Source organism: Streptomyces sp. Ac-502 (genome assembly GCF_045222935.1).
Taxonomy (GTDB): Bacteria; Actinomycetota; Actinomycetes; order Streptomycetales; family Streptomycetaceae; genus Streptomyces; species Streptomyces monomycini.
Genome location: NZ_JBHFFO010000001.1, coordinates 8022933 through 8035629, shown reverse-complemented (window position 1 = coordinate 8035629; position 12697 = coordinate 8022933). Strand labels below are relative to the sequence as shown.

Annotated in this window: 8 protein-coding genes and 1 pseudogene; 5 read left to right on the top strand and 4 right to left on the bottom strand. The window is 71.8% G+C overall.

All coding sequences use genetic code 11. The annotated features are described in order from the left end of the window. The first annotated feature begins 12 nt into the window (after positions 1-12). From ACEXOX_RS36555 to ACEXOX_RS36545, 3 genes are all read left to right on the top strand, one after another. The gene (locus ACEXOX_RS36555) at positions 13-2085 is read left to right on the top strand and encodes an iron ABC transporter permease (RefSeq protein ID WP_406525118.1); all 2073 of its coding nucleotides are present in this window, start codon (positions 13-15) and stop codon (positions 2083-2085) included. Positions 2086-2240: 155 nt separating this feature from the next. Further along, positions 2241-2672 carry a helix-turn-helix domain-containing protein gene (locus tag ACEXOX_RS36550; protein WP_406525117.1) on the top strand — a complete coding sequence of 144 codons (432 nt, stop codon included), beginning with the start codon at positions 2241-2243 and terminating at the stop codon, positions 2670-2672. Next, positions 2669-3538 carry an alpha/beta fold hydrolase gene (locus ACEXOX_RS36545; RefSeq protein ID WP_406525116.1) on the top strand — a complete coding sequence of 290 codons (870 nt, stop codon included), beginning with the start codon at positions 2669-2671 and terminating at the stop codon, positions 3536-3538. The genes ACEXOX_RS36550 and ACEXOX_RS36545 overlap by 4 nt, the downstream gene beginning before the upstream one ends. 40 nt (positions 3539-3578) lie before the next feature. On the opposite strand, the pseudogene dnaE reads toward ACEXOX_RS36545, so the two are convergent. Further along, a pseudogene (dnaE, locus tag ACEXOX_RS36540) lies at positions 3579-7180 on the bottom strand (DNA polymerase III subunit alpha). A 155-nt stretch (positions 7181-7335) separates the two neighbouring features. Between dnaE and ACEXOX_RS36535 the strand changes: the two are divergent. Further along, positions 7336-8319: a LysR family transcriptional regulator gene (locus ACEXOX_RS36535; protein WP_406525115.1), complete on the top strand. Its 984-nt coding sequence runs from the start codon at positions 7336-7338 to the stop codon at positions 8317-8319. Here the strand turns inward: ACEXOX_RS36535 and ACEXOX_RS36530 are convergent. The 3 genes from ACEXOX_RS36530 to ACEXOX_RS36520 all read right to left on the bottom strand — a co-directional run bounded on the left by ACEXOX_RS36530 (position 8298) and on the right by ACEXOX_RS36520 (position 10907). After that, entirely contained in the window at positions 8298-9389 is a 1092-nt protein-coding gene (locus ACEXOX_RS36530; protein WP_406525114.1) for an NAD(P)/FAD-dependent oxidoreductase, read from the bottom strand. The two genes, ACEXOX_RS36535 and ACEXOX_RS36530, sit on opposite strands and share 22 nt — an antisense overlap. 122 nt (positions 9390-9511) lie before the next feature. Next, a complete protein-coding gene (locus ACEXOX_RS36525) occupies positions 9512-9871 on the bottom strand; it encodes a GntR family transcriptional regulator (RefSeq protein WP_406525113.1) in 360 nt (119 codons plus the stop codon). 1 nt (position 9872) lies between these two features. After that, complete coding sequence (locus ACEXOX_RS36520; RefSeq protein ID WP_406525112.1) at positions 9873-10907, bottom strand: DUF1648 domain-containing protein; 1035 nt, start codon at positions 10905-10907, stop codon at positions 9873-9875. A 151-nt stretch (positions 10908-11058) separates the two neighbouring features. On the opposite strand from ACEXOX_RS36520, the gene ACEXOX_RS36515 reads away from it, so the two are divergent. Beyond that, a complete protein-coding gene (locus tag ACEXOX_RS36515; protein ID WP_238782730.1) occupies positions 11059-12588 on the top strand; it encodes a UDP-N-acetylglucosamine 1-carboxyvinyltransferase in 1530 nt (509 codons plus the stop codon). Positions 12589-12697: the final 109 nt, after the last annotated feature.

Genomic DNA, 12697 nt, shown 5'->3' with positions numbered 1-12697 from the left:
CGCGTAGACATCATGGCCGTCACCACCACCGCTCCCCTCCCCGCCACGGCGGCGTCCCGGAAAGGCGGCGCGGCAGCGGTGACGGCCGTGCTCGTCCTGCTGATCGCCGCCCTCGCCCTCGTCGACATCGCCCAAGGCACCGCCGGCGTCGGCGCCGCCGAGGTGTGGAAGGCGCTCACCGGCCAGGCCGACGCGGCGGACGCCTCCGTCGTCGTCGCCTCCCGGCTGCCGCGGATGGCCGCCGGACTCCTGGTCGGCGCGGTGCTCGGCATGGCGGGCGCCGCGCTCCAGGCCGTCAGCCGCAATGTGCTCGCCGCGCCGGACACCCTCGCGGTCAACGCCGGTTCCTACTTCTCGCTCGGCCTGGTCGCCGCGACCGGCGTCTCCCTGCCGCTGCTCGCCTCCTCCGGCATCGCCTTCGTCGGCGGCCTGGCGGCCGCGGCCGTCGTCCTCGGACTGTCCGGCCTGGGCGCCGGTACCGTCCGGCTGGTGCTGGCCGGCAGCGCGCTGACCCTCGGCCTCAGCTCCGTCACGGAGGGACTGCTGCTGCTGTTCCCCGAGCAGACGGAGGGGCTGTACGCCTGGAACCAGGGCAGCATCGCGCAGAACGGTTTCGGCGGGGTGCTGTGGATGCTGCCGCTCGCCGTCGCCGGACTGGCCGGGCTGCTGCTCGTCGCCCGCCGGGTCGACGCCCTGGCGCTCGGCGACGACGCCGCGCGGGGCCTGGGCGTCTCCGTACGCGCCACCCGGGTCGTCACCGTCGTCCTGGCCGCGCTGCTGTCCGCCACGGCCGTCACCCTCGCCGGACCGATCGGCTTCGTCGGGCTGAGCGCCCCGGCCGTCGTCCGCCTGCTGGCCCGCCGCTACCGCGGCTTCTCCCGGACGCGCGCGAGCGTGACACGCTCCGCGCTCACCGGTGCGGTGCTGGTCCTCGGCTCGGACGTCGCGCTGCGGGCGCTGGTGCCGTCCGACGTGGCGGTGGCCGTGCCGACCGGCGTGGTCACGAGCCTGGTCGGCGCCGTCTTCCTGGTGGTGCTGGCGACCCGCGGCCGGGACACCGGCGCCGCCGCCCCGCCCGACCGGCTGCGCATCCGCAGCCGGACCGTCTTCCTGACGGTGGCCGGGACGCTGGTGGCGGCGCTGCTCGCGGTGACCGTCGCGTCCGTACTGCTCGGCGACTCCAAGCTGCTGCTCGGCGACGTCCTGAACTGGACGCAGGGCCGGGCCGGGCGGGTCGTCTCCTTCGTCCTCGACACCCGGGTGCCACGGGTGCTCGCCGCCCTCCTCGCGGGCGCCGCCCTCGCCCTGGCCGGCACCCTGGTCCAGGCGGTGACCCGCAATCCGCTGGCCGAACCGGGCGTCATGGGCGTCTCCGGCGGCGCCGCGCTGGGCGCGGTGGTCCTGGTGACGACCCTGCCCGAGGCCGGACCGACGGGCCTCGCCGCCGCCGCTTTCGCGGGCGCCGCCCTCGCCTCCGGGCTCGTCTTCGGACTGTCGGCGCGCGGCGGTTTCCGGCAGAACCGGCTGGTGCTGGTCGGCATGGGCGTCGCCACCGCGAGCGCGGCCCTGATCAGCCTGCTCATCGTCCTCACCGACCCGTTCAACGCCACCAAGGCGCTGACCTGGCTGTCCGGTTCGACGTACGGACGGACGCTGCCCGACCTGCTGCCGCTCGCCGTCGTCCTCGCGGTGGGCGTCACCGTGGCGCTCGCGCGGCGCACCGAACTCGACCTCGTCTCGCTCGACGGGGACACCCCGCGGCTGCTGGGCCTCGGCGTGCCCCGGGCGCGCCTCGGCTTCCTGGCGCTGGGCGTCCTGCTGAGCGCGGCGGCCGTCGCCGTGACCGGCACCATCGCCTTCGTCGGCCTGGTCGCCCCGCACGCCGCGCGCGCCCTGGTGGGCCGCCGGCACGTGCGGGTGGTGCCGGTGGCGGTGCTGTTGGGCGCGGTGCTGGTGGGTACGGCGGACATGGTGGGCCGGACGGTGATCGCCCCGGCCCAGCTCGGCGCGGGCCTGCTCACGGCGGTCATCGGCACGCCGTACTTCCTGTGGCTGCTGATCCGGACCAGGAGCGCGGCGCGGTAGCGGCGCGAACACCCGGCCATGTGCCGGGCGGATGGCGGGCGGGCGGTGAACGCGACAGAGGTCGCCTACACCGCCCGCCCGCTTCCGTCTTCCCACCCGTTCATTCCCCAACCTTCCCTATTGCTCCCCTTCATAGGGAAGGTTAAGGTACTTTCGTGAACGACCGCTTCTACTCCGTCGACCAAGTGGCCGAGCAACTGGGCCTGCACGTCCGCACCGTCCGCAACTACGTACGGGACGGGCGGCTCGCCGCCGTCCGCATCGGCAAGCAGTACCGCATCGCGCACGAGGACCTGGAGGCCTTCACCGGCCGCCCGGTCCCGGCGGCTCCCGAGGAGCCGGCCAGGGGGCGGCGGCACAGCGAGGCGACGAGCGTCGTGGAGATCGACGCGGTCGACCGCCGGACCGCCGACCGGCTGTCCACCCTCTTGACCAGTGCGGCGGCCCATCGCGGGCACGGCGACCGGCCGCTGCGGATCGAGACGGTGTACGACCCGGAGCGGGCCCGGATGAAGGTCGTCATTCTCGGCGGCCTGGCGGACACGGCCCGGCTGTTCGACTATATGGAGGGGGTGCTCGACTCATGAGCACGAACACGGACACCGACACGCACACAGCCACGCTCTACAAGTCGGCGGCCGGGGAGCGCGAGCTCCGGCGGCGCTACCTGGAGGCGCTGGACAACTGGCCCGTTCCCGCCGAGCGGCTACGGGTGCCGACCCGCGAAGGCGAGACCTTCGTGCTCGTCTCCGGCCCGCCGGACGCTCCTCCGGTGGTCCTGCTGCACGGCTCGGGCGCCAACGCGACCATGTGGCAGGGCGATGCCGCCGCCTGGTCACGGCACTTCCGTACGTACGCCGTCGACGTCATCGGCGAACCGGGCCTGAGCGCGCCGTCCCGCCCGCCCCTGGCCTCCGACGCGTACGCGCGGTGGCTGGACGAGGTACTGGACGGGCTGGGCGTCCCGGCCGCCTCCTTCGTCGCCACCTCCTTGGGCGGCTGGCTGGCCCTGGACTACGCCACCCGCCGCCCGGACCGGGTCTCCCGCCTGGTCCTGCTGTGCCCCGGCGGCCTGGGCAAGCAGCGGATGGGGCTGCTCTTCAAGTCCCTGCTGCTGCGGCCGTTCGGGCGCTGGGGGATCCGTCGGACGGTGCGCAGCGCCACGGGACTGGACGCACCCGAGGCGGGCCCGGTCCTCGACCAGGTGGCGCTGACCTTCACCCAGTTCAAGCCCCGCAGGGAGCAGCTGCCGCGGTTCTCCGATGACGAGTTGCGCGGCCTGGGGATGCCCGTGCTGCTGATCGCCGGTACCGACGACGCCTTCTTCGATTCGGCGGAGACCGCCCGTCGCGTAAGGGAGAACGTTCCGGACGCGACGGTGCGGCTGCTGCCCGGGGTCGGGCACGCGATCTTCGGTCAGACGGAGACCGTGTCGGAGTTCCTGCGGGGGTGAGGGGCGGGGGCGCGTGGGGCATGTGCGCGTGGGGGGCGCGTCATGCGAAGCCCGCCCACGCGTCAGCCCCGAACGTGCCCTTCACGTCGGACGCGACGGTGGTGGCGTCCACCGTGGCCCGCAAGGCGTACACGGTCGTCCTGCGGGCGCCGCGGACACTGAGGTGGACCGGACTGTCACCCGGGTGCTCCGCGAGGATACGTTTCAGCTCCCGGACGGACGCCTCGGTGATCCGGTGGGCGGGCAGGGCGAGCCGCACGGGCGGCCGGCCGCCGTGCTCGGCGGCGGACACGTCCAGAACCGCGAGTTCCTTGCCGAAGACCTGCACGGTTCCGTCCCGGTCCTCGGCCCTGCCCTTGACGGAGACGACGTTGTCCTCGGCCAGCGCGTGCTGTACGAGCTGGTAGGCGGCGGGGAAGAAGAGCACTTCGACGGCGGCGTCACGGTCCGCGAGCTGCACGACGGCCCAGGCGTTGCCCTGCCGGGTCATCTTGAGCTGGATGCCGGTGATCAGTCCGGACAGCCGCACCTCTCCGGAGGCGCGGCCGGAGGCGAGCAGTTCGGCGACGGAGCAGTCCCGGGCGCCGGCGAGTATGTGCTCGGCGCCGTCCAGCGGGTGGGCCGAGACGTAGAGGCCGAGCATGTCGCGTTCGGTCGCCAGGAGTTGCCTGCGGGGCCACTCCGCGTCGTCGATCGGGAAGTCGAGGCCGAAGCCCGGCCCGTCACTTCCCTCTCCGTCCCCGCCCAGCCCGGCGAAGAGGTCGTCCTGCCCGTAACTCGCCGCCTTCTTGACGGGGATGACCGCGTCGACGGCCTCCTCGTGGACTGCGGTGAGGCCCTTGCGTGAATGCCCCAGGGAGTCGAAGGCACCGGCCTTGATCAGGGACTCCACGGCCCGCTTGTTCAGTGCGGGCAGGCCGGCCTTGCCGAGGAAGTCGGCGAAGGAGGTGAACTTCCCTTCCCGGCGGCGCGCGTCGACGACGGCCGCGATGACGTTCTCGCCGACGTTGCGTACGGACCGCAGCCCGAACCGTACGTCGTCGCCGACGGCGGTGAACTCGGCGACGGATTCGTTCACGTCCGGCTGGAGCACGCGGACGCCGTTCTTGCGGGCGTCCGCGAGGTAGACCGCGGCCTTGTCCTTGTCGTCACCGACCGAGGTGAGCAGCGCGGCCATGTACTCGGCCGGGTAGTTGGCCTTGAGGTAGGCGGTCCAGTACGAGACGAGTCCGTACCCGGCGGTGTGGGACTTGTTGAACGCGTAGCCGGAGAACGGCAGCATGACGTCCCACAGGGCTTTGACGGCTTCCTCGCTGTACCCGTTGCTCCGCATGCCGTCGTGGAACTTGTCCCACTCCGCGGCCAGCACCTCCGGCTTCTTCTTGCCCATCGCACGGCGCAGCAGGTCGGCGCCGCCGAGGGTGTAGCCGGCCAGTTCCCGGGCGATGGCCATGATCTGCTCCTGGTAGACGAGCAGGTGGAAGGTGGTGCCGAGGATCGGCTCCAGGGCGTCCCGCAGCTCGGGGTGGATCGGGGTGATCTCCTCGCGGCCGGTCTTGCGGTGCGCGTAGTGGGTGTGCGCGTCGGCCGCCATGGGGCCGGGCCGGTAGAGGGCGTTGACGGCGGCGATGTCCTCGAAGCGGGTGGGTTCCATCTGCCTGAGCAGGACGCGCATGCCGCCGCCGTCGAGCTGGAAGACGCCGAACGTGTTGCCCTCGGCCAGCAGCCGGTACGTCTTCGCGTCGTCCAGCGGGATCACGACGGTGGCCGGGTCGCCGTCCAGAGGGTCCACGGTGGCCAGGCTGACGCCCCGGTTCTCCCGGATGTTCTCGATGGCCTGGTCGATGACGCCCAGGTTCCGCAGGCCCAGGAAGTCCATCTTGACCAGGCCCATGGCCTCGCAGGACGGATAGTCGAATCCGGTGATCTTCACGCCGTCCGACGCCCGCATGTGCAGCGGGATGCGGTCGGTGAGCCTCGTCTTGGACAGGATCACCGCCGCGGCGTGCACACCGGTGCCGCGGGTGAGGCCCTCCACCCCGCGGGCGGTGTCGACGACCCGCCGCACGTCCTGCTCGCCCTCGTACATCTGCCGGATCTCGCCGGCCTCCGCGTACCGCTCGTGGGCGGGGTCGAAGACGGCGGCCAGCGGGGCGGGCTTGCCGTTCTGGTCGGGCGGGAGCGCTTTGGTGATCCGCTCGCCGTGGGCGTAGGGGTAGCCGAGGATGCGCGAGGAGTCCTTGATCGCGTTCTTGGCCTTGATCCTGCCGAACGTGTTCACCATGGCGGTGTACGCGTCGCCGTACTTCTCGGTGACGTAGCGCACCATCCGGTCGCGCTGCCGGTCGTCGAAGTCGAGGTCCACGTCCGGCGGGTTGATGCGCTCGGGGTTCAGGAAACGTTCGAAGAGCAGGCCGTGCTCCAGGGGGCACAGCTCGGTGATACGGGTGGCATAGGCGACGAGGGAACCGGTGGCCGAGCCGCGGCCGGGACCGAGGGGAATCCTGTTCTGCCGGGCGTGGCGGCAGATGTCCGCCACGACGAGGAAGTACGAGCTGAAGCCCATCGGGCCGATGACCGCCATCTCGGTCTCGAAGCGCTCCAGGATGTGCGGCGGCACCGGACTCCCGTAGCGCATCGCGAGCCCCGCGAGGACTTCCTTGCGCAGCCACGACTCCTGCGTCTCGCCCTCGGGCACGTCCGGGAACCGCGGCATCTCGTCGACATGGTCGAAGACCTCGTCGTAGGACTCGACGCGCTCGGCGATCAGCAGGGTGTTGTCGCAGGCTTCCGGCAGTTCGGCGAAGAGGGCGCGCATCTCGGCGGCGCTCTTGAGGTAGTAGCCGGAGCCGTTGAAGCGGAAGCGGCCCGGGTCGTCCTTGTTCTTGCCGACGCCGATGCACAGCAGGCTGTCGTGGGCGTCGGCCTGGTCCTCGGTGACGTAGTGCGCGTCGTTGGTGGCCAGCAGGGGAGGCCCAGGTCCCTGGCCAGGCGCAGCAGGTCCTCCCGGACCTCCCGCTCGATGTCCAGGCCGTGGTCCATCAGCTCCAGGAAGTAGTGCTCGCGGCCGAAGATGTCCTGGTAGGCGGCGGCAGCGGCCCTCGCCTCGGCGTACTGGCCCAGCCGCAGGCGGGTCTGGATCTCGCCGGAGGGGCAGCCGGTGGTGGCGATGATGCCCTCCGGCCGTCCGGCGATCAGCTCGCGGTCCATGCGCGGCTTCCCGGCGGGGAACTGGCCCTCGTAACTGGCCTGCGTACTGAGCCGGAACAGGTTGCGCAGGCCCTGGCTGTTCCGCGCCCACATGGTCAGGTGGGTGAACCGGCCGCCACCGGAGACGTCCTTCGACCCCTCGCCGTCCGCGTTCATCGCGCGACGACCGCCCGGCCCCCAGAACTCCTGCTTACGTACGAACCGGGACGAAGGCGCCACGTACGCCTCGATGCCGATGATCGGCCTGATGCCCTCGAAACCCTTGGCGACCTGCGCGAACTCATAGGCACCGAACATGTTGCCGTGGTCGCTCATGGCGATCGCCGGCATGCCCTGCCGGGCCACCTCGCCGAACATCGGCCGCAGCTTCTGCGCGCCGTCCAGCATCGAGTACTCGGTGTGATTGTGCAGGTGGACGAAGGAATCCGGCACGGGTGCATCGCCTCCGGAAGGGGAGCCTGCCAAACCGCAGGTTGACCGGAGACATCCAAGCGAGCACGGAGTTCCCGGATCAAGCAACCGAGTGACCACCCACGATCAACGATCGGTTGTCCACCCAGTCCGTCCGCCCGCCTAGGATGTCCGGCGTGGATCTCACTGCCGTACGCACCTTCGTCGCCGCCGCGGACGCGGGACAGTTCCAGGAAGCCGCCGCCGACCTGTCGATCACCCCGCAGGCCGTCTCCAAGCGCATCGCCGTACTGGAGAAGGACCTCGCCGTGCCGCTGTTCAGCCGCACGGCCCGGGGGGCCCGGCTCACCATCGACGGGCAGGCGTTCCTGCCGTACGCCCGGGCCCTCCTCCAAGCCGAGGAACGCGCCGCCGCTTCGGTACGGCCGGGGCGCCGGGCGCTGCGCGTCGACGTGATCGGCCGCCGGGTCTCGGTCGCCGGGCTGCTGCGCGGCTTCCACCGTGCGCACCCCGGGACCGAGCTCGACGTGGTGACCCTGTTCGACTCCGACACGGCCATCGCCGCCGTCCGGTCCGGCACCATCGACGCGACCTTCCGCGCCGTGACCATGCCGGGCCGGCGGCTGCCCGACGAGGTGCGGGCCACGCCGGTCTTCGACGAACCGCTGCACCTGTTCACCGGACCGGCGCACGAGTTCGCCACCGCCCGCGCGGTCGCGCCCGCCCAGCTCGCCGGGCGCCGGATCTGGATGCCCGGCAACATGCCCGGCACCGAGTGGGCGGCGTACTACGACGAACTCGCCGCCGCCTTCGGCCTCACCGTCGAAGCGACCGGCCCCAACTTCGGCATCGAGCACCTCCTGGACACGATCGCGGCCTCCTCGACCCTCGCGACCTTCGTCAGCGAGCAGACTCCCCTGGTCTGGCCGGCCGGCCACGACCTGCGCAGCATCCCCCTGCACGACCCGACCCCGGTCTACCCGCACTCACTGATCTGGCGCGCCGACAACCCGCACCCCGCCCTCGCCGCGCTGCGCGAGCACCTCACGGCCGCGTACCCCGGGCGCCCCGAGAGCGGGGTGTGGACGCCGGAGTGGGTGCTACCGGCCCCCGGCCAGATGCAGGCCCCCGGCCCGGTTCAGGCGCGCAGCCAGGCGTAGACGGCGGTGCGGGCGCCGAACGTCGCGTAGCGGCAGACCTGTTCCTTGATCACCGCCGCCGCGCGCCCGGCGAGGTGGAGCCGCCGCGCCGTACCGTCCCGGCGGTCGACCTGGAGCAGCCCGTCGCGGCGGCCGAGGCTCACACCCTGCCCGGTGTATCCCATGGCGTACGGCTTGGGCCGGCGGCCCTGGACCGTCCGTGCCAGTGTGTCCGCCGCATGCGCACCCTGCGGCATGGCCGTCGCGCAGGCCGCCCGCGAACCCGGGACCGCCGCGCAGTCACCGACGACGAAGATCCGCGGATCGGTGACACTGCGCAGAAAACCGTCGACCACCGCACGTCCGGCGTCATCCACCTCCAGTCCGCTCCGGGCAGCCAGATCGGGCACGCTCCCGATGACCGCCCACAGCGTGAGGCCGGAGACGAACCGCCGGCCCGCCCGGAGGTGCACCACGTCGCCGCCCCCGTCCCCGGCGCCGGGGTCGATCCGCGCGACCGCGTCCTCCACGACCTCCACCCGCAGGCGCTCCAGCCCCGTGAGCACCCGCTTCCGCGCTCCCGCCGACAGACTCTCGCCGATCGTCTGCCCCACGAGGCGCACCCGGAGGCCGGGCCGCCCGAAGGCGATCTCGGAGGCCGTCTCGATGCCCGTCAGCCCGCCGCCGACGACGGTGACCGCCGCCCCATCGGGCAGCTCGGCCAGCGCGGCCCGCGCCTCCTGCGCCCCTTCCCAGGTCCCCACCGCGACCGCACCCGGCAGCGGTACGGCCGTACTGCCCACCGCGAGGAACAGGTGGTCGAAGTCGAGGCTCGCCCCGTCGCCGAGAACGACCTGGCCGTCACCGATCTTGTCGACGGTGCCCACCCGCGTCGTGATGCCTTCGCCCAGCATCGACGCCAGCGGCACCGCCGCGGCTCCGGTCCCCGCGACCTGCTCGTGCAGCCGCACCCGCTCGACGAAGTCCGGCCGGGGGTTGATCACCGTGATCTCCGCCGACTTCACCTTCTTGGCCAGCCGGTTCGCCGCGATCGTCCCCGCGTAGCCGGCTCCTGCCACCACAACCCTCATGCGTGCCTCCCGTTGTGTCGTCACTTCACACACGGGACGGCTCCGACCCTCGCATCCGTGACAGCCATCCGGAGTGAACTGCGTCACCCACGACCGCCACGGAGCGGTCCACGCCCCCTCCCCTACCCCATCGACAACCGCGTCCGCACCAACGTCACGACTTCGTCGTCCGTGAGGCCGAGGGTGCGGGCCTCGGCCACCAGCTGGCCCACCTGTTCGGTGAGACGTACGCGCGCCGGGGAGGCATCGCCGGTCACCACGGCGCCACGGCCGCGGCGCAGCTCGATCAGGCCCTCGTCCTTCAGCCGCTGGTAACCGCGCAGCACCGTATGGACGTTGACGCCCAGGGACTCGGCGACCGCGCGGGCCGCCGGCAGCCGTTCGCCGGACCGTACGGAGCCTTCGGCGAGCGCGCCGCGGACCGAAGCGGCGATCTGGTCGCCGAGCGGGACCGGGGAGCCGTGGTCGACACGGAAGAGCACGTCAGCCTCCTTGGCCGGAGCTGGAACCGGGCCCGGGGCCGACGGTGGGAGCCTTGGCCGCGAGCGCGTTCAGGAGCGCCGCCGCGGTGGCCGCGTCGTCGACGGTCACCACGAACACACGGCCGTTCGTCAGCCGCAGCGCCAGCGCCTCACCGGCGCGCAGCACGATGCCGCTGCGCCCGGATCGTATCCGGTAGCCCCAGCCGCCGAAGTCGGCCAGCGGCCTGACCCGCTGGACACCCGCTTCCGCCACCCGGGCGAGTGGGATGCGCAGGCGGGGACGCGGCACCACGGGCGAGGCGACGGTCAGGCCACGGTGGTCGACGGTGACCCGTACACCCGCGAACGCGACGCAGAGCAGACACACGGCGGCGAAGACGGCCGCCCCGGCCCAGCTCCCCGAGACGCCGATGAACACACCGGCGACCAGCAGCCCGGGGCCGAGGACGAGCAGGACGGGCGAGCCGACGGTCCGCGACCAGCTCGCCCGCTCGCCGTCCGCGAGGGCGAGCGGCGGTGTGCTCCGCGACGGCCCGGCCACCCGGTCCGCCCGCACCCGGTCGGGTCCGGCGCACAGCCACCCCACCCCGCCGCTGAGCAGCGCCACCCCCAGGGCCATGCCCAGGTGCTCCATCGGGAGCCGGACCGCCGACGCGTCACCGGCGTCCGCGTTCACCAGCAGGCTCGATACCCCCAGACAGCCGAACAGGCCCGCCATTCCGTATCCGGCGCCGATCGCCCAGCGCAGGACGCCCGCCGCTTCGTTACGGAGCACCAGTACGCCGATGACGGCCCCGAAGACGAGTGGCATGACCGCCCACATCGTGAGGAAGTCGGACACGGAGGCGTAACCATCGCTGGCGCCACCGGCGGTGAAGTGCACGGCCAGCGGGTCAGGCATCCGGTCACGCAGCACCCAGAAGACCGTGACGACGGTCGCGAAGGCGAGGAGGAACGGCAGTACGGCGATCAGCGCCCGCCAAGGGCGACGGGCATCGGGCGGTCCGACGGCGGACCCGACGTGCACGGCATTCATGAGCGCCCCCTTTATTCGCATACCAATAGAACAACCATAACCCCAGCACGGTTCAGCCGACCACGACCCCCGGACCGGTCCGCCGCCGAAACTCGCCCTCACCCGACACCCGACTACTCGCCGATCTCATATCTGAGATACCGTCTTGCTCATGGCAGACGACTACCTCGTACGCATCGGCAGGCTCATCCGCGACGCGCGGCAGCATCGGGGCTGGACCCAGACGCAGCTCGCGGAGGCGCTCGGCACGAGCCAGAGCGCGGTCAACCGCATCGAACGCGGTAACCAGAACATCAGCCTTGAGATGATCGCGAGGATCGGCGAGGCCCTGGACAGTGAAATCGTCTCGCTCGGGTACGCGGGACCCATGCACCTCCGCGTCGTCGGCGGCCGGCGCCTGTCCGGAAGCATCGACGTCAAGACGAGCAAGAACGCGTGCGTGGCGCTGCTGTGCGCCACGCTCCTCAACGCGGGCCGCACCACGCTGCGCAGGGTGGCCCGTATCGAGGAGGTCTACCGGATCCTGGAGGTGCTGGGCAGCATCGGCGTCCGCACCCGCTGGATCAACGACGGCAACGACCTGGAGATCGTGCCGCCGGCCGAACTCGACCTGGACGCCATGGACACGGAGGCGGCGCGCCGCACCCGTAGCGTCATCATGTTCCTCGGTCCGCTGCTGCACCGCATGGACAACTTCAAGATCCCGTACGCGGGCGGCTGCGACCTCGGCACGCGGACGATCACGCCGCACATGACGGCGCTGCGCCACTTCGGCCTGGAGATCACCGCCACCGAGGGCACGTACCACGCCGACGTGGACCGCTCCGTCTCCCCCAAGCGCGCGATCGTGCTGACCGAGCGCGGAGACACCGTCACCGAGAACGCGCTGCTGGCCGCGGCCCGCCACGACGGCGTCACCGTCATCCGCAACGCCTCCTCCAACTACATGGTCCAGGACCTGTGCTTCTTCCTGGAGGAGCTGGGCGTACGGGTCGAGGGCGTCGGCACCACCACGCTGACCGTGCACGGCGTCGCGCACATCGACCGCGACGTGGACTACGCGCCGTCCGAGGACCCGGTCGAGGCGATGAGCCTGCTGGCGGCCGCCGTCGTCACCGAGTCCGAACTGACGATCCGCCGCGTCCCGGTCGAGTTCCTGGAGATCGAACTCGCCGTCCTGGAGGAGATGGGCCTCAACCACGAACGCAGCGCGGAGTACGCCGCCGACAACGGCCGCACCCGCCTCATCGACCTGACGGTCCGCCCCTCCAAGCTCCAGGCCCCCCTGGACAAGATCCACCCCATGCCGTTCCCCGGCCTGAACATCGACAACGTCCCGTTCTTCGCGGCCATCGCCGCCAGCGCCCAGGGCCAGACCCTGATCCACGACTGGGTCTACGACAACCGCGCCATCTACCTCACCGATCTCAACCGCCTCGGCGCCCAGGTCAAACTCCTCGACCCGCACCGCGTCCTGGTCGACGGCCCCACCCGCTGGCGCTCCGCCGAAATGATGTGCCCGCCGGCTCTGCGCCCCGCGGTGGTCATCCTGCTGGCCATGATGGCGGCCGAGGGCACGTCGGTGCTGCGCAACGTCTATGTCATCAACCGGGGGTACGAGGACCTGGCGGAGCGGCTGAACTCGATCGGGGCGCAGATCGAGATTTTCCGGGACATCTGACGCACGAGTGCCGCCACACCCCGCCTGTCCTGCTGCTTAACAGGTCAGCAAAGGGTGCGGCGGCATCTCTGGGACTTCTCTGGGGCTTCGCTGGGACTTTGGGCCTGCG

Excerpts from the sequence above, each read along its gene's own strand:
- ACEXOX_RS36555 (WP_406525118.1), top strand. The coding sequence starts at position 13 with ATGGCCGTCACCACCACCGCTCCCCTCCCCGCCACGGCGGCGTCCCGG.
- ACEXOX_RS36545 (WP_406525116.1), top strand. The coding sequence starts at position 2,669 with ATGAGCACGAACACGGACACCGACACGCACACAGCCACGCTCTACAAG.
- ACEXOX_RS36530 (WP_406525114.1), bottom strand. The coding sequence starts at position 9,389 with ATGAGGGTTGTGGTGGCAGGAGCCGGCTACGCGGGGACGATCGCGGCG.
- ACEXOX_RS36520 (WP_406525112.1), bottom strand. The coding sequence starts at position 10,907 with ATGAATGCCGTGCACGTCGGGTCCGCCGTCGGACCGCCCGATGCCCGT.
- ACEXOX_RS36515 (WP_238782730.1), top strand. The coding sequence starts at position 11,059 with ATGGCAGACGACTACCTCGTACGCATCGGCAGGCTCATCCGCGACGCG.